We start from the raw sequence: 20,833 nt of genomic DNA on the forward strand, positions 1-20,833 counted from the left end.
ATCAAACAAGATGAAAGAAAAATATTATGTAATAGCATCCACTGCCTTCTTGTTGGTCTTGATTACTGTTTTGGTCTCTTTACCTTCTTGTGGTTTCCATCTGGTGAAATTTGGGTCACAACGCGCTTTCATTATGAAAACTGGGAAAATAGTTTCAGTTCGTAGTGTTCCGACAGATAAGGAAATCGGGGATACAATCATTGTGTTCCATACTAGTGACCAATCAGATACAACATATGTTTGGATAGAAGATGACTTTGCTCCGACACATGAGCAGGAGGGAATAAAAAATCAAAGCGGTGAGTGTAGGTATAGGGCAATAATCGTCTCTCCTGGCACGAAACAAGTGACCCCAACTAATGCTTTTACTGTTGATACTTATTCGAGCTCGTATAATCCCAATACAAATTCATTCGAAGTTGGATTCGATGTTAAAGAAAGAAATACAACAGGAAAGGTTCAGGTATTTGTAAAGCAAGGAGAAGATTGCAGAACAACCAACCATAAGATTTTCGACAGTTTATTAGTAGTAACTCAGTATGCAGACACCTACAGATTTATTTCATTTAAAGAACGTTAGGGTTCCAAAAAACCAGACAGAATGTCTGGTTTTTTATATTTTGTCCTCCAGATTTTTAGGAATGACAAAATTTTTCGTAAAGCGTTTTTTGAGTATATGGGCTTTTGATTTGTTGTGATCGACAAGTATCTTGGACTTCCTGTGCTTGGATAATATTGCTCGTAGTTTCTTGTCAGCTTCTTCGTCATATACTTTTAGCGCTCTAAACAATATGTCGATTTCATTTGCAACTTTCTCATCATAGCGAGTCGTAATGATATAGTCTCCCATCACGACAATATTGTCTGTGAGGGGAAAATTGAAACTCTCATCGATTGCAACTTGGACAGTATCGGTCTGATATTTTTTCTTAAAAGAAATTGCCATTGGTGTCTGCACACCAAGTGTTGTGAAGAGTTGGTGCCTTTTCTTCTTGATTAAATCAAATAAGTTATTTTCAGCTTCTGGCCTGTCATACATGAACCACTCATGATGGTTATAGAAAAATATTGGTTCACCTTTTAGTTCTTCGGCCAACAGTAGAAAAAGATGTGCCCAATAAATATCAAGTTCGGTAGTTGATGTGAACGTATATGACTGTATGCGTCCTTCTCGTTTGGAAAGCCTCTTAACAATACCGTATGCACTCTCTGCTTGTTCAACAAATTTGGCAATTTTTGCAATCCAAACAATATTTAACGATACACGCCGTCCATGTTTTATTACCTGTTCTTCTTTAATAAGCTCACGAAGTGCTTTGTAATAAGCTTGTTTCGTTGCGTCAAATGGTCTTGCAACTAAATCCATTAATTCGAGGCTATCCTTTTCACCAGCAACAAGCTCAAGTACGATTGCGCCTTTCAACCCTATTACGCTTCCCGGGAAAATATTGTGAGTAAACTTTTTATTTACTATCATAATATAACTATCGCATTTTTTGAAATGGTGTCAATAGCATTGTATGCTTAGAAAAATTGTTAACTTAAATCAAAACCAATGGCACTCTGCGGATTCAACAAGCAAATGATAGATGGCGTCAAGAATTTTTTTGAAGGCGCTGCTGATCAAATCACTATTCGTGCTCAAGAAGAAAATATGGTTATTCGAGAAGTAATTGAAAATATTGAGCTACCAGAACTTGATTTTATGATTTCTGAACTTTCACGTTCAGGCAAAGATGATGTATTCTTGGGTCTTTCCTATCTAGCGAGAGCACAATACAAAGTTGGACTCAAAGGAGTTAAAGAAGGTGGTGATATAAAAATTGTTTGTAATACATTTGTCGAAAAAGAAATTCCCCGACTTTTGGAACTTGAGGATAAGTATTATAAAGAATTGCGACCAAAATATGGAATGGAAGAAGCAATAAAAAGAATGTTTTCGTAAATTCAAAAACCGACTCATCGAGTCGGTTTTTTTCTTTTCCAAATTTATTATTGCTCTGGTGGAGGAGTTGGTTTTGGTGGTGTTGGAATAGCTGGTGGGTACGGATTCTTGATGAAGTCTTTGTCAGCTTCACGGATCGACAGTGATATACGATTGCGTTCTTTATCAACACCGACGACTTTAACCGGTACGCGCATGCCTTCTTTCAAAACATCAGTGACGCGGTTCACTCGGAAGCTACCGATCTCAGATATGTGTACGAGACCTTCAGCTTGCATGCCGATTTTGACGATAGCGCCGACCTCAATAATCTTTACCACTTCTCCTTCATATCGTTCGCCAGGCACATATTCATGCGTCATCTCTTCGATTATTTTTTTAGCTTTTTCAGCGCCGCCTTCCTTGCCGGTGACATACACTGTGCCATCATCTTCGATGGTGATCTCTGCACCTGTATCTTCGCGAATGGCATTGACTGTTTTGCCGCCTGAGCCGATCACCATACCGATTTGATCAGGTCTGATTTTCAATACTAAAATTTTTGGCGCTTTTGGAGAAATATCTGCACGTGGTTTCGGTATCGTCGCCTCCATCACATCGAGAATTTCGAGACGTGCTTTCTTGGCTTGGAGAAGGGATTCTTTCAAAATCTCTGGTGGTATGCCGTCGACTTTGATATCGAGTTGGAGTGCGGTGATACCAACACGAGTGCCTGCAACTTTGAAATCCATATCACCGTAGTGATCTTCGGGACCTTGGATGTCAGTTAGGATTTTATAATTTTTGTGTGACGTTGTGTCGAGCATGAGTCCCATGGCGATACCTGCGACAGGTCGGCTGATCGGCACACCACCATCCATGAGTGCGATCGATGCAGCACAGATTGATGCTTGCGATGTTGAACCGTTCGACGCCATTGATTCTGAGACGACGCGAATTGTGTATGGGAAGTCGAGCTTGTTTGGCATCACTGGCCAGAGTGCTTTTTCTGCGAGGAAGCCATGTCCCATTTCACGGCGGTTGATACCACCGAGTCGTCCAGTCTCGCCGGCTGAGTACGGTGGGAAGTTGTAATGGTGCATGAAACGTTTCTCACCTCTGACTTCCATGCCTTCTTGCATGTACGTATCAGCTGGTCCGCCGAGTGTTAGTACTGATAGTACATGTGTCTCGCCACGATAAAAAATACCTGAACCATGGAGCGATGTTGATAGTCCGCCGGCGATCGCTTCGAGTGATCGAACTTGATCCATTGTGCGCAAGTCAGCACGCTTGTTCTCCTCGAGTGCACCTTTGTGGAGGAATGCATCAACTTCATTACTGAAATAATCTTTTGCAGTTGCGAGGAGTTCTTTATTTTTCTCATCAGCACCATACTTTTCTGCGACGAGTTCGTTCCATTTGTCTTCGAGTCCATGAATCATTTTCTTACTCTCAGTGCCGAAAAGATCTGTCATCATACTTTTCTCGATATGAGCATGAAACAAGTCTTTGATGTCATCTGTTACGGTCGGGACAGCGAAGATTTTTTTCGTTTTGCCGATATCGCTCACGATTTGCTTCTGGAATGTCTCTAGGATTGTGATATGTTTCACAGCGAGGTCAAATGCATCACCTAATTCATTTTCAGGAATTTCAAATGCCAATGCTTCGATCATATTGATATGCCCTTCGCGTCCACAGACCGTCAGATCAAGATCGTACTGTGGTTCACCGCCGGGTGCTACATAGAGATTGATACCGGTATCTGGCACGCCCTTCAATCTGCCAACATGCACAGCACCGACTGGTCCATTCCATGGAATATCAGAAACTGCGATCGCAAGTGATGCAGCATTGATGCCCAAGATCGTAGGATCACAGTCACCGAGCGCGATGACTGTTACCACAACCTGTACGGCATTTTTAATATGGTGCTCAAACAGTGGTCTGATCGTTCGATCGATGACGCGCGATGCGAGGACTGCTTTGTCACTGGGTCGTCCCTCGCGACGGTTATACTGGCTACCCAATATAGAGCCAGATGCATAAAACTTTTCTAAGTATTCAACAGTCAGGTTAAAAAATCCTGGATTATTATTGCCATCTTTTGACATGACAGCAGTAGCCAAGACGACTGTGTTGTCACATTTAAGCATGACTGAACCATGCGCCTGATCAGCCAGATCAGAGAACACGGCCGTAATTGTCCGACCAGCGAGCTCGAGTGTGTATTCTTTTATTTTCATTATTTTTTGAGATCAAAAAACTTTAGTATTGTTCCTCCACTTACTATGGAACACTACTACCTGTCTTTTGACCTCGATTATTGCTAATAATTTTAGCCTAGCAGAAAATGGATGATTCTGGAAGTTTTTAATAAAAAGAAATTCCCTAACAAATTTGTTCGGGAATTTCTTTGTTATCTTCGTCCTTGGCCGAGCAAATATTTCCTTGGATTTTCTGATAGGTCCATGAAGTCATCTGCGACTTCTTTGAGTTTCATTGATGATGATTTACCGAATGAGACGACTTCGACTTGGATACCTGAATGAATCTGCAAGTATTCAACGAGCGGGATAAAGTCTCCGTCACCTGCGACGAGTATGATTGCGTCAAGCTTTGGTGCCATCGTGATCGCATCAACAGCGAGTCCGACGTCCCAGTCGCCTTTCTTGGCGCCGCCCATAAATATTTGGAGGTCTTTGGTCTTAGTTTCGATGCCCATTTTCGTCAAGGCTTCAAAAAATGCTTTCTCATCACCAGCTTCAGTGTTGATGACGTAGGCGATCGCTCGCACGAGCTGACGGCCCGCAACAGCATCTTTGACGATGGCTCCGAAGTTCACTCTCGCTTTATATAAATTGCGTGCGCTGTGGTAGAGATTTTGTGTATCGATAAATACAGCGACGCGTTGTTCTTTGTGTTTAATAATTGACATATAGTTCTTAGTATAAAAAATTGTTTACTTAATTAGTATTAAAATGTTTCGCTTGCAGTATATATTTTTCTCATTGCGGGGCGCAGTCTGTTAGGTCGCGCTTGTCCTCATTTCGAAAAATATATACTGCAAGCTCGTTGCTTGTCTGTAAGAGAATTTTTGTAACGAGGACTGTTTGAACCTTGTTACCACAAGGTGAGTTCCGCAGTAAAAAAATTTTCTTACAGACAAGTAGATTATTCTTCGATTTAGTATAACATCTGCCCGGACGATTGTTCAGTCGGACGAGGGAAAACCGCCCCGCACATGCGGGGCGGTTTTCAAGCATTACTCTTTGATTTTTTTGAGGGCTTTGGCGTAGCGAGTCTTGTCTTTCTTCTCGAGATATTTGAGGTGAGTTCGGCGATCAGAAACCATTTTGATAAGTCCACGCCTAGAATGGTTGTCTTTCTTGTGTTTCTTGAGGTGGGTCGCAAGTTCGCCGATTGAGGCTGAAAGCATGGCAATCTGGACTTCAGGAGAGCCGCTATCTGTAGCATGCGCCTGGTTTTCCTTGATGATTTTCTGTTTTTTCTTTGTCGTTAACATGGGGAAATAGTAGCATATTTAAAGGAAAAATGCAAGCCCCCATGCTATACTGACCATATGAGTGCCTCTATTGATACCTTAAAGCGTCAATTCCTCGAATATATGGAAATCGAGCGCGGTTCCAGCTTGAAAACCGTTGCCAACTACTCGCACTACCTCACTAAATTTTTTGCCTTTGCCAAAATCACCGACGTGAATGCCATAACAGATGATACGGTACGAGAATTTCGTCTGCACCTCAATCGCCAGTCTGGGTCGCGAACTCGCGGCCAGCGGAGCGGTACGATGAAGAAAAATACGCAGAACTATTACTTGATTGCCGTTAGGAGATTTCTCAAATACTTGATGAAGCGAGGCATTACGTCGCTTTCTCCTGAGCGGATCGAGCTTGCCAAAGTCGGCGTACGAGAACTTGATCTCATCGGTGGTGATGAACTGACACGACTCCTTGATGCACCTGCCAAAACTGATGTGCAAGGGCTTCGTGACCGAGCAATCCTTGCCCTTTTTTTCTCCACAGGATTACGTCTCTCTGAGCTCTGCTCACTCAATCGAGATTTGGATTTATCAAAAGATGAATTCTCTATTCGCGGTAAAGGTGAGAAAGTCCGTGTGGTATTTCTCTCAGACGAAGCTAAAGATGCAATTCGTGCGTATTTAAAATTACGGAAAGACATGGATGAACCACTCTTTACTCAGACATCCAAGAAAAAAAGTATGGACGGCAGTACTCGCCTATCCCCTCGCTCCATCGAGCGAATGGTGGCACACTATGCTATCAAAGCTGGTATATCAAAAAAGGTAACGCCCCACATCATCCGTCACTCATTTGCAACAGACTTGCTATCAAATGGCGCTGATATTAGAAGTGTGCAGATGATGCTCGGTCATGCCAACATCGCAACGACACAGGTCTATACGCATGTCACCGATCGACAATTGAAAGAAATACATAAAAAGTTTCATAGTAAGAAATAAAAAATACCCCCAAATTATTGGGGGCATTAAATAATTAACTCTGGATCAGATCATTTTTTTTTGCGGTAGTCCCGGGTTTTCCGGTGCGGGACATGCCGCGCAGTGTGGTTACAGTTTTTGTTTACTCCATGCATTACTACGTTGGTACGTAGGTTAGGTTGCCAAGACCACGGAGTTGGCGGCTTTAATTTTTGAGGTTTCTTCACCTGGCCCGGGTTATTCTACCGCGGAACAGCTGCAGTGCCGGAGTGGATTAAATGCGAATAATTTTTTTTGCAGGGTGCCTCAGCATACTGAGTAGCGGGGCCTGCGCGGCCGAGATTTGTGTTCCTCATAAGTAACAATTTTTGGTTACCAGTATCATATACCAAAGTAACAAATTTGTCAAGTGCCTACAAAATAGTCATGGATTTTAAGGTTAAATCACGTTTAACATTCTGTAGGTGCAAATGTTCGCCCAGGAAGTATTGATGAACTCAGTGTAACCGCATTCTTTGTTACTGGAGTTAATTCATCATTAATTTTTGTAGTAAATTCATCCCCATTGAAGAAAGGGTGAAACTCCTGTTTAAATATTTTGAACTTCTTTTTGCCTGGCATTAAATCAGTCATCGTAAATGATTCAGTTTGATTTTGCATAGAATTGTTATTTAAGAACGATGAAAAATGTCTAAAGACGAGTATACCTCTTTTAAATAAAATGAAAAGTGTTAACTGTGCATATATGCACTTCATCTAATGTATGTCATGCGCTATACTATAAAGTAATGGATTATTCTTCTGCGAAAAAATATTTTCAACGAGCGTATCGTACTGGCAGTGACTTCTGGACATTGATGCCATACAAACTTAAGGGTCGCGATTTGCTTCGCTACTTACCTGCCGGATCAATGCTTCTCGATGTTGGTTCGGGTCGTGGTAGATTTCCGCTTGAGTTAGCACGCTTGGGCTACAAAGTGATCGGTCTCGATTACGTGAAGAAAATAGTTACTGACAATAATGAAGAAGTGCGTGTGAACGACATGGCAAGCTCGCTTCGTTTTGTCGAAGGCAATGCGCTAGATATTCCCTTTACTGATGCGTCGTTTGATGGAGTGCTCGACTTTGGGCTCATGCAGCATTTCTATCCACCTGACCGCGTAACCTATGTTCGAGAAATCAATCGCGTACTCAAGCCTGGTGGCTATGCGCTCCTCGTGCTTCTCTCTCGCGAGACAACATCATATCTTACTTGGACTCCTAAGGCACACGCAGATGCTGAGTATGATTATGAAGATGTGCACTATCACTTTTTTACACCAGAAGAAATCATGGAACTCTTTGGTGAGGAATATGCCCTCATGAGTAAACGTATTGAATACATCGAAGGTCGCGAAAGCCTCGCCTACCTCGTCATGCTACTTCGGAAAAAATAAAAACCCGGAACGTCATTCCGGGTTTGTCATATGCTCATCTGAGAGGTCTCCACTTGTTGAATGGATTCCAGAATCACTGTGATTCTGTAGACACATCTCCGAGGATTGTTTCGACTCTACTTATCCTTACGGAATTTCAGTCGCTAACACTTCTCTCGGCTCCCTATGTATAATTCTTTGCTTTGGGAGTCTTATCGATCTTACTAACCTTATTAAATTTTATTACATTAAGTTTAGCATGTAATACACTATTTGTCAAGTTCCCTGAATTTGCTATACTGTTTTCATAATTTTTAATTATTAATTTTTACCAAATGCGAATTATTAGCTGGAACACCTTAGTATCAAAATTTACTACCGCATGCGCAGAAAATTTGTTACAGGGCGAGAAGTTATTACTATGAGTTTATATTTTATCTATACTTTGTTTATATAATTATGAGAATCATTTCATGGAACACCAATGGCATCAGAGGTACTCACAAAGCGGGACTTTTTCTGCCATTATTTACCAAATACAAGCCTGATATGGTTTGTATCCAAGAAACCAAAGCTGAGGCAGAACAATTGCCTGATGAAATTAGAAACATCCCTTCCTACCAAGCATTCTTCTCTCACTCTAAAGGTCGCAAAGGTTACAGCGGTGTCGGAACGTATACAAAAATAAAAACCACGAGCACCCATGTCGGATTTACGGTAAAAGATCTCGATGATGAAGGTCGGACGATGGTGACTTATTTTGATTCACCGGTTGGCGTTGTTGCGCTCATCAATTGCTACTTCCCCAACGGCGGCGGCGGGCCAGTACGGCTCGACTTCAAGCTCAAGTTCTACGATGAATTTCTGAAATTTATTGATCGACTTCGCAAAGACGGCAAGAAAATTATTTTCTGCGGTGACATTAACACTGCCCATGAAGAGATCGACCTAGCGCGACCTAAGGCTAATGAAGAAAATACAGGCTTCCTCCCTATCGAGCGTGCCTGGATCGATGAAGTAATAGCACATGGGTATGTCGATGTCTTCCGTCATAAATATCCAACCAAAGCTGATGCTTATACGTACTGGGACCAAAAGACTGCTGCTCGTGACCGCAATGTCGGCTGGAGGATAGATTACTTCTTTGTTTCCCCAGAACTCGTCAAAGATATCAAGGCTACGAGTATCCTTTCTGATTACTACGGTAGCGACCATTGTCCGATACTGCTTGACATATTTTAAGTGAGCGTTACACTTGCTATATTAGTTCTTAAGGTTAGTAAATTGCTGCCAGTTGGGGTTTGGTGTTTACCCCCAACTGGTTTTTTGTTGCCTCAGTCTATTTGACTATATATCATATTTATGATATAGTTTAAAAAATTCATTTTACATAAATGAGACAAAATGGAACTTCGAATAATTTCACTATACGAACTTAAAGATTTAACCGGCCCTTGTTTATGTGACATTCTCCTTGAATGTTTCAGAAAAAATAAAGCCAAAACTTTTTCCTTTCAAAAGAGTAAAGAAGAACTTGGATGGTTTCTATATAAAAGTTTACTCACAAATGATAAGTTAACATATCAACAGAAGAGGAATATTGATAATGAATATAGTATGTATCTGGGTATACAAGATGTATATATTTCTGAATTGCGAAACAAATGGCTCATAAACATACCTGAATACCAGGATGAACAAGTCGCACTTCGATTATCCAAAAGTTTCTTATAGTAGTCCGCGCACGTATGCAGCATTGCGTGAACTTTTCAAAAGAAGACCTGGATGGGTTAATGCATTTGAGATCGTTGCATTTGAGCGTGATCAGCCCTTAATAAAAGCATCATAACAAAACCCCGAAACAGCAATGTTTCGGGGTTTATTTGACAATAAAACTATATCATGCTATGATGTTTACTCGGCTGGATGAGCAGCCATTTTCTTTTGAATTTCATAAAAAACAAAAAAATCGTACATGAAAAAAATCTTTTCTCTTGTGTTGCTTCTTTCTGGAGCATTTTTTTGACTCAACCTGTGAAAGCGCAGGATTGTAATTTAAATGCCCCGGATCTCCAGATGAAATGGACACATTATATTGTCCAGCATCCAGTTGATTGGACAAATGAGGTACATGTTTGTCCCGGAGTTCAATTGGCTCTCCAGGTTAACATAGTGCCTGCACAGACATACCAAACCGATAATGTCGTTTGGTCAACTGGGGTGAACTCCCAATACCTGGAGCCGGTTATTGAAGAAGGTGCATATTTCTACACACTAACGAATCCTAATAACGGATGCGTTTACACTTCACAAACAGTGTTCGTGTATAAAGATGCATTCCCTGACGAACAGGAGGCCACTGTAAGTAATAATAGTAATCTACTTACAGTCGATAATGCATCGGCATTTGAAACAATCAGGTGGATGAGGAATGGATCTTTCTTAATGAAACCAGATGGAACAGTGATTACTGGGCCAACGTATAAGATGAAAAGAACAGGCACGTACTGGGCATTTGCAACAGAAGGAGGCTGTGATGTTTCATCTCAGCAGTTCTATTATCTAAATAATGGAGTGATGTTGCATTCAGTAGCAGAGCTTGATTTGTCCGAGGATGAATCAATTGTCATGATTGTCGATCGAATGGGTGTGCAAATGCGCACTGACGGTAGTAATCTGCAAAATGGTCAACTTTACTTCGTTATTATTCAAAGCAGTACAGGGATCGAAAAGGTTCCGATTCTAAAGGAATAACATTACTTTACCAAGCCAGCGCTCATTCGCTGGTTTTTTCTTTGCAATTTTTATAAAAAAGCATAAGGTTGAGTCAAATGATTCCCTATGCAACTACTCATGTTTTTTGTAATGCTTTTCATTGCTGGATACTGTATTGTGCAAATCGATGATATAAGTGTTCTGATTGCTGCGCTTTGTGTAACAGTGCCGGTGTATGTCGCAATCTTTTTGAGTCTAACTTCTAAAAAAGAATAAACCACTCTCGCGAGTGGTTTTCTTATTCCCCATTTTTAATAATTAAACCATTTAAACAATCCAACTTTGACTGCGGGAGTATTGCAGCCCAAGAACTTGTTCAAGAATTTATTAGTGAGTGATGATTTGATACCTGAAGTAAAGCCACCTGGATCGAGCACGTAGCTATGGAAGGTTTGTTGGAATTCACTGAGAGAATTTTTTAAAGTTTCATCAAACATAGCATTCACTGGGCCGTCGTAGTAGCCAAGTATAGTAAGCATTTGTTTGGTTTTGAAGATTTCAGGTGAAGTGTTGTTTCGAGTAGTCGAATTGTATTCAACAAATGCTGGACATGCATCAAGTGTTGGCATACAGGTGAGAATATTGATCTCGTTTTGTGTCACTGATCCAACATTGCCAAGTGGCAAGTTAACGCCCGGTAATGCTGGAATACGATCAGCATATGTTATTTGGAATCGTTTTACTGCAGCAATGTCGTTGACATCAAATATACCGTCGATGCTAAGTTTTTCACCTTCATGCTCATTCAAGAATTTTTCTAGTTTCATTACTTCATCTGGATTATTAGCTTTCTCAATATATATTGGCTCTTTTAGATATGGGCATGCAAGATTTGCTTGCATGGCTGGCGTATCAGTTGATTTGTTTTCGATCGGTACTAACGGGCTGCCACCAGAAACTGTCCCTCCTCCCCCGCCGCCGCTTGTTGTGCCGGTGGTCTGGTCAACGACTACTATTCCGTCTGTTGGGATGTGTGTGATGTTGCTGTAGGCTGGTGGGCATCCTTCAATCACGGTTGCTGTATAGATTTTCGGCAAAAGATCAGCTTCGATTTCTTCTGTGTGGCCCAGATCATGGCCAGTATTTGGAAACGATAAAAGAGTAGTCGGTATACCAAGACTACTCATTTTATTTTTTGTTGCAACAGCTTCCTCGTAGAATACTTTAGTATCTTCTTCTCCGTGGTACATAGCGGCTGGTGAATCATTGTGGTCGAGATAAGTATCTATTGTTCCATTGACGGCACCAGCAAGTGTCACTGCCATACAGCTCCATGAAGGTTCATCTTTGTGTGTTGTGTTTGATTTGGGATCATCGAACATATCAGCATCTTGGTTGTTGCCCATGACGGATGCTTGGATTGCAGTAATCGCGCCAGCAGAACTGCCCATCAAAATTATTTTGTTTGGGTCAATACCAAGCATGGTGCTGTTCTCTCGAGTCCATCGAACCGCCGCCTGCATATCCGAGAGTGCAATATTCTGGAGTTGGATAGTAAATTCACCTGGTACTTCTGTTGCACCTCGATAATCGATGCTCGCACAAACATAGCCGCGTACAGCAAATCTGTTTTTGCACCATTCTTGAATAGAGTTATTTGTTCGCTCACCTCCACCCCCATGGGCAAAAATGATTATTGGGCGAAGTGCGTCCGTGTCATTGATCGGTGCGAATACATCGATGAGGAGGTCGGCGGTGCCGTTCTCTATCGCTTTGGGCACATCAGGTGCATAGGTATAGGTTGTCATGCCAACGACTGATTCAGGGAAAATAAAGTTACAGTACCGTAACCCAGAAGCATTGGGGTTAGTGCAGGGCTCCGTATCTTTTGCTGTAGTGCTACCTGCGCCACGTGAACCTTGTGGTAGGAGTGTGTGGATATTAGTGTAGGCATCTTTGATAACTTGAAGTACGTGAGCTGATGAAGACGTAGAGCTACTTCCCTTAGTTTTTGCGATTGTTTGGCTTGGTAGTGCTATAGATATGAGGCACAGTATGACGATTAGGCTATGGAAGGTAGGATATTTTTTCATGCGCAAATACTACAGTAAATTTGGGGTTTTGTCACGTTCGGTAGTGTTTTGACAAAAGAATATTACTCATCTAAGCTTTGAGGTAAATACATGTCCTATGTCAAAAATCAAAGAACCAATTGTTGATCCAAGAATTTTACGAATGGACTTGCCATCCGATAGTGAAACAGTGAAAGTAAATTATGGTGAACATGGTGGAAACTATGAAGTATTTGTTCGAAAATCTGAGAAGAAACCTTTTGTCCACGTCGGTTCCCTCCATGCATCAGATGCGATGATGGCTTTGCTTTTAGCAAAAGAAGTCTATGGGCGCAGGCAAGTTATTTCTGAGTCGAATATTTGCATTGTCGAAACTGTGAATATGTATGGATGGAAATACGATGTGGTTGAATCTAGATTGCCGGCAGTAGAAACACAGCATCCATGTGAACCGTATCAAGTTTTTGCACAAAAGAAACGTGGTGAGCAGCATGAAGCAGTAGGTACTATTGAAGCAAGTAGCCCAGAAGAAGCTCTCGTTACTGCTAATGCATCATTTGGATTACCAAAGTTTATTCATGTGTGGGTTGCAAAAGTTTTTGCTACGCATACTTTCACTACTGAAGTACGTGAAGGACTTTTTGTTGATTCGAAAGATGAAAACAGTAACAAACACTACCGGGAAGCCGGTTCCTATGCACTAAATGTTCAGAGAAAACTAAATACATTGAAAGAAGAAAATAAGACAAAACCAAAAACCGACCCATAGTGGATCGGTTTTTTCTATACTCCATGTTTTTTATGCAATTCCCCAACCTCTTTTTCTTCAAGCTCGTCTTTCTTTTCTTTGCCTCGCTCCCCTAACGCTTTGAGTTCACTGTCGCCTAACATATTTAGTGATTTTACAAGTTCAGATAGATGCTCTTTGGTATTTTTTGTTGGATCATCGAGTACTTCTTCGAGTAGTGCATGGAGTATCCAGCCCATGCGTGGTCCAGGTGTAATACCGAGTTCATTCTTTAATACAACACCGTCGATTGCAAGTGCGCCGACTGATATCGGATCACGGAGTACTTCCTCGATCATAGCGTGGTACTTGCGCAATCTAAATGGCGCTTCTTTTTTTGCCATCCCTACCCTATCGCACTCACGTACATTCATAAGTGTCCAAATATTTTCTTTGCCAACCTTTGCTACAACTCTCCGTACGGCTGAAAGTGTAATTGTTTCTGTATCGGAGAAGAACATATGCTGTCGAACCAGGGTCACCACGAGTTCAGTTGTTTTCTTAGGAAATTTTAAACGCTCCATGATTTTCGCTGCCATACGAGCACCGATAACTTCATGGCCGTAGAATGTATAGGCTTTCTTCACCCCTGGACGCCTCGAGCGAGGTTTACCTATATCGTGGAATAATGCTGCTAGTCTTATTTCTAACGGCCAGTTTTTATCTGCTGCATGCTTAAGTGCCATGAGGAGATGTTCATAGACATCATAACGATGTGCTCCGCCCTGGATACAGCCAATACCCTCTTTGAGTTCAGGAATAATGTGCCCCAGTAGTCCAAATTTCTCAAGCATCATTATGCCGACTGCTGGTTCATCAGAAGCAATGATTTTTATAAACTCATCTCGTATTCGCTCAGTCGAGATTTGACTAATAGATGGTGCGTGTACTAAAAGCGCATTAGCCACTTCATTACTAATAACGAAAGGCTTATGTTCAGATGTTTTAAGTGTTACAGCAAAACGTACTGCTCGTAACATTCGAAGAGCATCTTCATTGAATCGTTCGCCTGCGTCCCCTACAGTTTGTATGCGTCCTTCATATATGTCCTTGATACCGTCAAATAAGTCAACAACTCCCCCCTTGTCCTTTAGGCTATATGCCAGAGCATTTATTGTAAAATCACGTCTTTTCAAATCATCTTCGATTTTGTCACTAAAAAGGACAGTGTCTGGATGTCTTTTATCACTATACTCAGACTCAATACGGTATGGCGTTACTTCTATTTGTCTCAAAGACATGTCAGTCTCATCTTCGAATATCACCGCTACAGTGCCATACGTATTTTCATACACTGTTTTTTCAAATAACCCTATGATGTCTCCAGGAGCGGCATTCGTTGTAACATCCCAATCTTTGGGTTGTTTACCAAGCATAAGATCACGAACTGATCCTCCGACTATATATGCCTCAAAGTTTGCTCCCTGTAGCTTCCCAAGCACGTCTAAAACTCTCTGAGGAAGAGAAGCACTAGTAATCTTATTTTGTACGGTTGGGCTCATTGCCTGTTATATTATGTGCACCCGGAGGGATTCGAACCCCCAACATCTGCTTCGAAGGCAGGTATGATATCCATTTCACTACGGGTGCTTTATTTCTAATGGCAAAATTATACCTAAAAAATTGAAAAAAGTAAAATAATGCTTATAAAGTATTGTTAAAATTGCGTTTCTCTAGGAAAAATAATATAATGCAACTGTTTTATTGCGGGTATGGTTTAGTGGTAGAACACGTCCTTGCCAAGGATGAGACGGGAGTTCGATTCTCCCTACCCGCACCACTAAGGGTAAGCAAGCAAACTGCTTTGCTTGCGTGGGAGATCGAAAGGCTTTTCAATCCTCAATATAATTATACTTGAGGTGAAAAGCACCCGGTTATGTAGTAACCGATTCTCCCTACCCGCACCGAGTAAGTGCAAGTAAGCAAACTTTCCCGCTTACAATACTATAAATTATAAGTCCCACTGTTTAGTGTCCTTTTAATTCTATAAATATCCTTAATTATCAACAAAATGTGGATAACTGTGTGTATATAGTGTATAAAGGACAGCTTAAATTTATAGCCAATAAATCTTATTTTTTGACTATAATGTCAGAATATCCTTATATATAAACGTTTTATTAAAGACATTTCTATAACACACAATGTATGTCTTATAAATACCAATGAAATTCAAATATGTTTCACGTGAAACATATTTCATAAGTTACACATGAAACTTATCAATATTTTGAACATTATGTTACACGTGTAACAAATTATATGAAAATACAAGCAGAGTACATTGGCTACTCAAAAGTAAAATATATACTTGAATACGAAGACTGTGATGATTTTTCTATATTGCCATATGAAAAATGTACTCAGGTATATACGGTTTGTTTTAATGAAGACAAAATAATCATTGGATACGGCGGTCATAAAAATACATGGGGACTCATAGGGGGTACAATTGAGCCTGGTGAAACTTTTGAACAAACTTTAATTAGGGAAGTACAAGAAGAATCAAACCATAAACTACTAAAAATGTTACCCATAGGCTATCAAAAGGTGACGGACACAAGAGATAATTCCATTGTTTATCAATTGCGATATGTTTCATGTGGAACACCATACGGGCCTTTTATTTCAGATCCAGCGGGTACTATAACGCAAATAGCATGTATTGAACCATGTGACTATAAGAAATATTTTGATTGGGGCAAAATTGGAGAGCGAATCATGCAACGAGCTGTAGAATTAAAAGATCAGCTTTAAATCTGTTAGTGTGACAGATATCTAAGTATGCCAAAAGTATTTACATCAAAAAGCCAAAAAATTGGAGAACTAGGTGAAGATATAGCTTGTAAGTATCTTACTAAGCACGAGTATACTATTTCGGAGCGAAACTATACAAAAAAATGGGGTGAAATAGATATTGTAGCTCAAAAAGGCCAAAAAATTTACTTTGTTGAGGTAAAATCTCAGAATCAAGTGGGTGTTACACATGAAACTATTCGTCCAGAAGAAAATATGCATCCCAAGAAATTACAGAGGCTCTCTCGAACGATTCAGACGTATGTCCTTGAGAAAACGAGTGGGGAAGTTGATTGGCAATTTGATCTTATTGTTGTCCTTTTGAATGAAAACAAAAAGACAGCCCATGTACGTCGCATAGAAAATATTATTTTGTAAATTTGACAAAATATAAATTTTCTTATATAAAGATAAAAACTTTTGTATGTTCTACACTTTGCTTCTTTTTATGGCAGCATTACAAAATGTGCCAATTCAGATTCCATTAGATGCAGCAAGACCAGTGGCAATTCTTGACAGTGTGCAATTGAAGCGGTTGCACAAGGGACGTTTTGATGACACAAAAGTAAATCGTTTAGATGGAAACCTGTACGTACGGTTTCAAGATAAAAATATTTATTTTTTCGACAAGGATAATCTTAATGCAACTCTTTCCAAAGAAGGGAAGTTACTGCAGGTGCTTATATGGAAAGATACTGTTTTATACAGCTATGTGTATTTGGATTCGTTGAGTGAGATTGGTGTAATGATGACCTATACAAAAGATAAGGAATTTATATCAGGGGGAGAAATTCCTGCAAACGAATCTTTGAGGGTTGTGTATCCAATTATTAAGGTCAGATTTGATTCAATAAAAATATTTACTTCAGGTTCAAAAAAATGATACAGCACAAGGAAAGGCGACCATAAGTCGCTTTTTTATTTTTTCTATTATTGTAAATAACATTGTATTTGAAGGGGAATATGCTAGGATAGGGAAGTTCAGTTTTTAATTCGTAATTCTTAATTTTAATTGATTTCGGGGTGTGGTCCGCCAGTGGTCGGGTAAATGTAACGGCTAATCACGACTACGCTTGCGCTCCGCTGGACTGTGATTTCTACAGTTTCTTTGAAACTAAGAAATCGGGAGCATTCCTGTTTTGGGGATACAATTCTTTTCATACCAATAAGATTTTTGAGATATGAGTCGGGGTGTGGTGTAACGGCTAACATTCCTGTTTTGGGAACAGGCGACTCAGGGTTCGAATCCCTGCACCCCGACCCATATCTTAAATTGGTATGAAAAGAATTGTATCCGGAGATTTGGGAAATCTCCGTGGCATTTTATAAAAATGAGGCGACTCAGGGTTCGAACCACTCCCGACAAAAGCAAAGCTTGTGTGGAAACGATAATTTTAAATTTCCAAATAACTATATGGATGAGCAAAAAAATGTGCCTATGCCAATACAAGTTTCTAAGCTACAAGGATTTATTGACTTCATCCGGGAGCAGGGAGTTGTTGGTCTTGCGATCGGTTTTATTTTAGGTGGCGCAGTATCAAAAATTGTTGGGTCTTTGGTAGATAATGTTATCAATCCGATCGTCGGGATTATTCTCGGTAAAGTTGATCTTGCTGAACGCATGATTACTATTGGACAGGCAAGCATTAAATGGGGAGCATTCGTCTCGTCAATTATTGATTTTGTCGTTATTGCTGCAGTCGTTTATTTTGGATTTAAGATGCTTGGACTCGAAAAACTAGATAGGAAGAAAGAATAATTTGCCTTCGTAGTTCAATGGATAGAACGCAAGTTTCCGGAACTTGTAATATAGGTTCGATTCCTGTCGAAGGCACACAAAGAGTTTTGTGTGCGCCAGGAATCGAATGGAGTTTCGTTATCGAGTTTACGAGATCGAAACTCACCTGCGGCAGTTGCCGAGATTCCTGTCGAAGGCACAGATGCATTTTCTATGATTTTTTGCTATTGTGTGAGCATTCACTGCGGGATTAGTTAAATGGTATAACTCTAGTTTTCCAAACTAGTGTCGGGAGTTCGATTCTCCCATCCCGCACAAACTTGCTATATCTGGCAATTACTCGAACTCCTTTAATAATACGCCTTATTTATCAACAAGAACTGAATTTTGATTACTAGTATTTAGTTCGATTCCACGATGGTTTAATAATCTTAAATTATGAAATGCTATTTATGTTTAAAAGAAATAATGAATGAAAAAGTATCGAGGGATCACGTACCAGCGCGAAATATTTTTCCTGAACCAAAGCCATCAAACTTAATGACACTTCCAACCCACTTAATATGTAACCAAGAGTATTCAGATGATGAGGAAATATTTAGGACTGATATTGTTTCAATAGCAGATATTGAAAATAATCCAAGCGCTAAAAATGTCTGGGAAAAAGTAAAAAGAAGTCATGATAAAAATCCAAATAAACAAATAGAAATGTTTTCAAGGATTGAGTTTATTAATATAAAAGACCACAGAATTCCTCAGCTGAAATTATCAGAAGAAAGAACAAAGAGAGTTATTACTAAAATAGCAAAAGGACTATATAATAAGCGCACAGGAAATTTTATAGATAATTTATATGAAATAAAGATACATTTCCAACCAGTAGAATTTATACCTGATTTATTAAAAAAGCTCAATATAAAGGAACTTTCACTGATACTTTTTCCTATGCAGGCGCCGTCTCAAAAAGTGGGTCAATTTGGTGGATGGTTTTCTATAAACGAATTGCTGCTATTGTTAGTTTCTGGAATGAAGAGATGGAAAAGGAAACTCAATCAGTCTAAGCTTGTGAAAATAATAATCTATTATAAAATTTGATATACTGGGTCTACTATGCCAATGATAAATGTCGAATATGATAGTAATCTGGTTCCTGAACCGGATATTCAGTCCCTATCGGAAGCTATAAGGGATATTGTATCTAATGTTACAGGAATTGAAGATGTCTTTACATATGCGAATTCTGCAAGGATCAAAATTAAGATTGCTCCAATTGAAATTTTTGTCCGCATGACAGATAAGAAAATAAAAGACGAAGACGCTTTAGTGAATGACATCAAATTAAAGCTAAAGGAATGGAAAGTAGCAAGTAATTTCCAATATCCTATTAATCTCACTTTAATACCTATGAATTGGAAGGTAGAAATAGGCATTTAATGTAAAGTAGGAATATGTATATAAGCATCATATTTTTTCTGAAACACGGTTCGAACATCCTGCACGGTGGTTGCACAAAGTTACCACTTATGGCAAGTACTCGAACTCACTTATAAAATAGCCTTATTTATCAAAAATAAATCACCAAGTAAATAAGATTCTTAGTTCGATTCCATAAGGGAATGTTTTGCTTGGTGTAACAAATAGTTAAATGCAATCAGACAAGCAAAAAGGAAAATTTCTATCAAAACTCCAGATTGTTTCTATGGAACAAAGAATTAAGGGGGCTTTAGAATATCATTTCTTTAGATATCAGACTTTAGAAAAAGAGGGGCATCCTGTTGATTTGGCAGGCAATTTTAAGTCAGACAATGAACGGTCTGAAGCCGCCAGAAATGAAATTAAGTATGAATTAGCGGCATATCTTAATCAGTTAGGAGCTTTTTACCATTTCATTTGCTCTCAAGATGTTACACAACCCGTAGACCCTGATTTAAAAGAAACTTGGTATGATTTACATAAAAATGGGGTACTCCATTTTATGGACAATAAGTGGTCTGGACACCGTTCTGTAGATTGTCCCAAGAAAGAAGATAGTGATTCAGTCCACACACAAATAATGTTTTTTGATGTTGGTGCAACTACTTGGAATGGCGAGCACTTTATGGTAAACATTCACGAGAAGTCCCTAGATCTTTGTGACCTGCATCCGAAAATTAAGAAATTTATAAACTGGGCTTTTAAGGAAATTAATAAAAAAGCCTGAGAATAGAAGGAATGATTGTATCTACAATCTTCATCTACAAGAAAACCAAATTTATTTACTACCGATGAAGTACTTATTAATAATTCTATTGATTGCGGCTGGATTTTGGATTTTTCACAAAAAAGACGTTTGGGAAGGATTTTATTATCCAAATGGTTGTTTAAGTTGTGCTGAAAACTATATCTATAGTCCAAAATTTGAAACAAAAGAGGAATGTTTTGATTGGGCAGATTCCATAAAAATTTCTAGAAATAATCCCGACGATTTATTCGAATGTGGCTTAAACTGTAAATATAAAGATGGATTTAATGTTTGTGAGGAAACTGTAGATTAGGAATGTGGATGTATTCATTATTTCTTGTTAGAAACACGGTTCGAACATCCTGCACGGTGGTGCACATAAAACACTTGACCTGGATGTAAAGCATTCAGGTTTTAGTGTTTTACTGCGGATGGAGAATCGAAAGACGGAGGCCGCGAAGCCGTCCGAAGGACGTGGCCGAGTCGGGGTCGAGAAATTTTTATGCAATAAAAAATATTCGTGACCGATTCTCCTCCGCCAAAGGTCGGACAAGCATCCCGCACAAAATAAAAATTCCCTCGAAAGGGAATTTTTTACATGATTTTTCCTAAGAAATTAGAATGATGATTTTTGATAAATTGTTTCCGAATATAATAACGTCGGGCTTTTCTTCGAAAA

Annotated in this window: 22 protein-coding genes and 5 tRNA genes; 19 read left to right on the forward strand and 8 right to left on the reverse strand. The window is 39.7% G+C overall.

Annotated elements, in window-relative coordinates; all coding sequences use genetic code 11:
- The first annotated feature begins 10 nt into the window (after nucleotides 1-10).
- Complete coding sequence (locus IPF86_01685) at nucleotides 11-580, forward strand: hypothetical protein (GenBank protein QQR50613.1); 570 nt, start codon at nucleotides 11-13, stop codon at nucleotides 578-580.
- A 33-nt stretch (nucleotides 581-613) separates the two neighbouring features.
- On the opposite strand, the gene IPF86_01690 is transcribed toward IPF86_01685, so the two are convergent.
- Nucleotides 614-1,477, reverse strand: a complete 864-nt coding sequence (locus IPF86_01690; protein ID QQR50614.1) for a hypothetical protein — start codon at nucleotides 1,475-1,477, stop codon at nucleotides 614-616.
- A gap of 78 nt (nucleotides 1,478-1,555) precedes the next feature.
- Here IPF86_01690 and IPF86_01695 point away from each other — a divergent pair, with 78 nt between their 5' ends.
- Nucleotides 1,556-1,945 (forward strand): hypothetical protein, encoded by a 390-nt coding sequence (locus IPF86_01695; GenBank protein ID QQR50615.1) that lies wholly within the window; start codon nucleotides 1,556-1,558, stop codon nucleotides 1,943-1,945.
- A 47-nt stretch (nucleotides 1,946-1,992) separates the two neighbouring features.
- Here the strand turns inward: IPF86_01695 and IPF86_01700 are convergent, their stop codons facing one another.
- From IPF86_01700 to rpsO, 3 genes are all read right to left on the reverse strand, one after another.
- Entirely contained in the window at nucleotides 1,993-4,173 is a 2,181-nt protein-coding gene (locus IPF86_01700) for a polyribonucleotide nucleotidyltransferase (GenBank protein QQR50616.1), read from the reverse strand.
- 173 nt (nucleotides 4,174-4,346) lie between these two features.
- Nucleotides 4,347-4,865 (reverse strand): NYN domain-containing protein, encoded by a 519-nt coding sequence (locus tag IPF86_01705; GenBank protein QQR50617.1) that lies wholly within the window; start codon nucleotides 4,863-4,865, stop codon nucleotides 4,347-4,349.
- 327 nt (nucleotides 4,866-5,192) lie between these two features.
- Complete coding sequence (rpsO, locus tag IPF86_01710; GenBank protein QQR50618.1) at nucleotides 5,193-5,453, reverse strand: 30S ribosomal protein S15; 261 nt, start codon at nucleotides 5,451-5,453, stop codon at nucleotides 5,193-5,195.
- 57 nt (nucleotides 5,454-5,510) lie between these two features.
- On the opposite strand from rpsO, the gene IPF86_01715 reads away from it, so the two are divergent.
- Nucleotides 5,511-6,431 (forward strand): tyrosine-type recombinase/integrase, encoded by a 921-nt coding sequence (locus IPF86_01715; protein QQR50619.1) that lies wholly within the window; start codon nucleotides 5,511-5,513, stop codon nucleotides 6,429-6,431.
- Nucleotides 6,432-6,860: 429 nt separating this feature from the next.
- On the opposite strand, the gene IPF86_01720 is transcribed toward IPF86_01715, so the two are convergent.
- Nucleotides 6,861-7,070, reverse strand: a complete 210-nt coding sequence (locus IPF86_01720; protein QQR50620.1) for a hypothetical protein — start codon at nucleotides 7,068-7,070, stop codon at nucleotides 6,861-6,863.
- A gap of 128 nt (nucleotides 7,071-7,198) precedes the next feature.
- On the opposite strand from IPF86_01720, the gene IPF86_01725 reads away from it, so the two are divergent.
- The 3 genes from IPF86_01725 (at nucleotide 7,199) to IPF86_01735 (ending at nucleotide 10,579) form a co-directional block, all read left to right on the forward strand.
- Complete coding sequence (locus IPF86_01725) at nucleotides 7,199-7,846, forward strand: class I SAM-dependent methyltransferase (GenBank protein QQR50621.1); 648 nt, start codon at nucleotides 7,199-7,201, stop codon at nucleotides 7,844-7,846.
- Nucleotides 7,847-8,284: 438 nt separating this feature from the next.
- On the forward strand, nucleotides 8,285-9,067 hold the full coding sequence (gene xth / locus IPF86_01730) for an exodeoxyribonuclease III (protein QQR50622.1): 783 nt from the start codon (nucleotides 8,285-8,287) through the stop codon (nucleotides 9,065-9,067).
- A gap of 834 nt (nucleotides 9,068-9,901) precedes the next feature.
- Nucleotides 9,902-10,579: a hypothetical protein gene (locus tag IPF86_01735; protein QQR50623.1), complete on the forward strand. Its 678-nt coding sequence runs from the start codon at nucleotides 9,902-9,904 to the stop codon at nucleotides 10,577-10,579.
- Between the two features lie 272 nt (nucleotides 10,580-10,851).
- On the opposite strand, the gene IPF86_01740 is transcribed toward IPF86_01735, so the two are convergent.
- Entirely contained in the window at nucleotides 10,852-12,633 is a 1,782-nt protein-coding gene (locus IPF86_01740; GenBank protein QQR50624.1) for a carboxylesterase family protein, read from the reverse strand.
- 97 nt (nucleotides 12,634-12,730) lie between these two features.
- Between IPF86_01740 and IPF86_01745 the strand changes: the two genes are divergently transcribed.
- A complete protein-coding gene (locus IPF86_01745) occupies nucleotides 12,731-13,381 on the forward strand; it encodes a hypothetical protein (GenBank protein ID QQR50625.1) in 651 nt (216 codons plus the stop codon).
- A 14-nt stretch (nucleotides 13,382-13,395) separates the two neighbouring features.
- Here the strand turns inward: IPF86_01745 and IPF86_01750 are convergent, their stop codons facing one another.
- On the reverse strand, nucleotides 13,396-14,901 hold the full coding sequence (locus IPF86_01750) for an HD domain-containing protein (protein QQR50626.1): 1,506 nt from the start codon (nucleotides 14,899-14,901) through the stop codon (nucleotides 13,396-13,398).
- 16 nt (nucleotides 14,902-14,917) lie between these two features.
- A tRNA-Arg gene (locus tag IPF86_01755) sits at nucleotides 14,918-14,989 on the reverse strand.
- Nucleotides 14,990-15,105: 116 nt separating this feature from the next.
- On the opposite strand from IPF86_01755, the gene IPF86_01760 reads away from it, so the two are divergent.
- From IPF86_01760 to IPF86_01815, 12 genes are all read left to right on the forward strand, one after another.
- Nucleotides 15,106-15,179 (forward strand) — tRNA-Gly (locus tag IPF86_01760).
- 482 nt (nucleotides 15,180-15,661) lie between these two features.
- Nucleotides 15,662-16,156, forward strand: coding sequence for an NUDIX hydrolase (locus tag IPF86_01765; GenBank protein QQR50627.1), 495 nt, complete (start codon nucleotides 15,662-15,664; stop codon nucleotides 16,154-16,156).
- A 27-nt stretch (nucleotides 16,157-16,183) separates the two neighbouring features.
- Nucleotides 16,184-16,573 carry a YraN family protein gene (locus tag IPF86_01770; GenBank protein ID QQR50628.1) on the forward strand — a complete coding sequence of 130 codons (390 nt, stop codon included), beginning with the start codon at nucleotides 16,184-16,186 and terminating at the stop codon, nucleotides 16,571-16,573.
- A gap of 70 nt (nucleotides 16,574-16,643) precedes the next feature.
- Nucleotides 16,644-17,078, forward strand: coding sequence for a hypothetical protein (locus IPF86_01775; GenBank protein QQR50629.1), 435 nt, complete (start codon nucleotides 16,644-16,646; stop codon nucleotides 17,076-17,078).
- 304 nt (nucleotides 17,079-17,382) lie between these two features.
- A tRNA-Pro gene (locus IPF86_01780) sits at nucleotides 17,383-17,455 on the forward strand.
- A gap of 154 nt (nucleotides 17,456-17,609) precedes the next feature.
- A complete protein-coding gene (locus tag IPF86_01785) occupies nucleotides 17,610-17,954 on the forward strand; it encodes an MscL family protein (protein QQR50630.1) in 345 nt (114 codons plus the stop codon).
- Between the two features lie 3 nt (nucleotides 17,955-17,957).
- Nucleotides 17,958-18,029: transfer RNA gene (locus IPF86_01790), tRNA-Arg, on the forward strand.
- A gap of 148 nt (nucleotides 18,030-18,177) precedes the next feature.
- Nucleotides 18,178-18,248: transfer RNA gene (locus IPF86_01795), tRNA-Gly, on the forward strand.
- Between the two features lie 123 nt (nucleotides 18,249-18,371).
- The gene (locus tag IPF86_01800) at nucleotides 18,372-19,028 is read left to right on the forward strand and encodes a hypothetical protein (GenBank protein ID QQR50631.1); all 657 of its coding nucleotides are present in this window, start codon (nucleotides 18,372-18,374) and stop codon (nucleotides 19,026-19,028) included.
- A gap of 15 nt (nucleotides 19,029-19,043) precedes the next feature.
- Entirely contained in the window at nucleotides 19,044-19,367 is a 324-nt protein-coding gene (locus IPF86_01805; protein QQR50632.1) for a hypothetical protein, read from the forward strand.
- 211 nt (nucleotides 19,368-19,578) lie between these two features.
- Nucleotides 19,579-20,133, forward strand: coding sequence for a hypothetical protein (locus tag IPF86_01810; GenBank protein ID QQR50633.1), 555 nt, complete (start codon nucleotides 19,579-19,581; stop codon nucleotides 20,131-20,133).
- A 64-nt stretch (nucleotides 20,134-20,197) separates the two neighbouring features.
- Entirely contained in the window at nucleotides 20,198-20,467 is a 270-nt protein-coding gene (locus IPF86_01815; protein ID QQR50634.1) for a hypothetical protein, read from the forward strand.
- Nucleotides 20,468-20,833 lie beyond the last annotated feature (366 nt).

The sequence above is a fragment of the Candidatus Nomurabacteria bacterium genome (genome assembly GCA_016699085.1).
Taxonomy (GTDB): domain Bacteria; phylum Patescibacteriota; class Minisyncoccia; order Phycocordibacterales; family UBA9973; genus CAZLWF01.

Bases quoted from the DNA above. Each gene is read 5' to 3' on its own strand.
- IPF86_01685 (QQR50613.1), top strand. From the start codon at position 11: ATGAAAGAAAAATATTATGTAATAGCATCCACTGCCTTCTTGTTGGTC.
- IPF86_01690 (QQR50614.1), bottom strand. From the start codon at position 1,477: ATGATAGTAAATAAAAAGTTTACTCACAATATTTTCCCGGGAAGCGTA.
- IPF86_01695 (QQR50615.1), top strand. From the start codon at position 1,556: ATGGCACTCTGCGGATTCAACAAGCAAATGATAGATGGCGTCAAGAAT.
- IPF86_01700 (QQR50616.1), bottom strand. From the start codon at position 4,173: ATGAAAATAAAAGAATACACACTCGAGCTCGCTGGTCGGACAATTACG.
- IPF86_01705 (QQR50617.1), bottom strand. From the start codon at position 4,865: ATGTCAATTATTAAACACAAAGAACAACGCGTCGCTGTATTTATCGAT.
- rpsO (QQR50618.1), bottom strand. From the start codon at position 5,453: ATGTTAACGACAAAGAAAAAACAGAAAATCATCAAGGAAAACCAGGCG.
- IPF86_01715 (QQR50619.1), top strand. From the start codon at position 5,511: ATGAGTGCCTCTATTGATACCTTAAAGCGTCAATTCCTCGAATATATG.
- IPF86_01720 (QQR50620.1), bottom strand. From the start codon at position 7,070: ATGCAAAATCAAACTGAATCATTTACGATGACTGATTTAATGCCAGGC.
- IPF86_01725 (QQR50621.1), top strand. From the start codon at position 7,199: ATGGATTATTCTTCTGCGAAAAAATATTTTCAACGAGCGTATCGTACT.
- xth (QQR50622.1), top strand. From the start codon at position 8,285: ATGAGAATCATTTCATGGAACACCAATGGCATCAGAGGTACTCACAAA.
- IPF86_01735 (QQR50623.1), top strand. From the start codon at position 9,902: ATGAAATGGACACATTATATTGTCCAGCATCCAGTTGATTGGACAAAT.
- IPF86_01740 (QQR50624.1), bottom strand. From the start codon at position 12,633: ATGAAAAAATATCCTACCTTCCATAGCCTAATCGTCATACTGTGCCTC.
- IPF86_01745 (QQR50625.1), top strand. From the start codon at position 12,731: ATGTCAAAAATCAAAGAACCAATTGTTGATCCAAGAATTTTACGAATG.
- IPF86_01750 (QQR50626.1), bottom strand. From the start codon at position 14,901: ATGAGCCCAACCGTACAAAATAAGATTACTAGTGCTTCTCTTCCTCAG.
- IPF86_01765 (QQR50627.1), top strand. From the start codon at position 15,662: ATGAAAATACAAGCAGAGTACATTGGCTACTCAAAAGTAAAATATATA.
- IPF86_01770 (QQR50628.1), top strand. From the start codon at position 16,184: ATGCCAAAAGTATTTACATCAAAAAGCCAAAAAATTGGAGAACTAGGT.
- IPF86_01775 (QQR50629.1), top strand. From the start codon at position 16,644: ATGGCAGCATTACAAAATGTGCCAATTCAGATTCCATTAGATGCAGCA.
- IPF86_01785 (QQR50630.1), top strand. From the start codon at position 17,610: ATGGATGAGCAAAAAAATGTGCCTATGCCAATACAAGTTTCTAAGCTA.
- IPF86_01800 (QQR50631.1), top strand. From the start codon at position 18,372: ATGAAATGCTATTTATGTTTAAAAGAAATAATGAATGAAAAAGTATCG.
- IPF86_01805 (QQR50632.1), top strand. From the start codon at position 19,044: ATGCCAATGATAAATGTCGAATATGATAGTAATCTGGTTCCTGAACCG.
- IPF86_01810 (QQR50633.1), top strand. From the start codon at position 19,579: ATGCAATCAGACAAGCAAAAAGGAAAATTTCTATCAAAACTCCAGATT.
- IPF86_01815 (QQR50634.1), top strand. From the start codon at position 20,198: ATGAAGTACTTATTAATAATTCTATTGATTGCGGCTGGATTTTGGATT.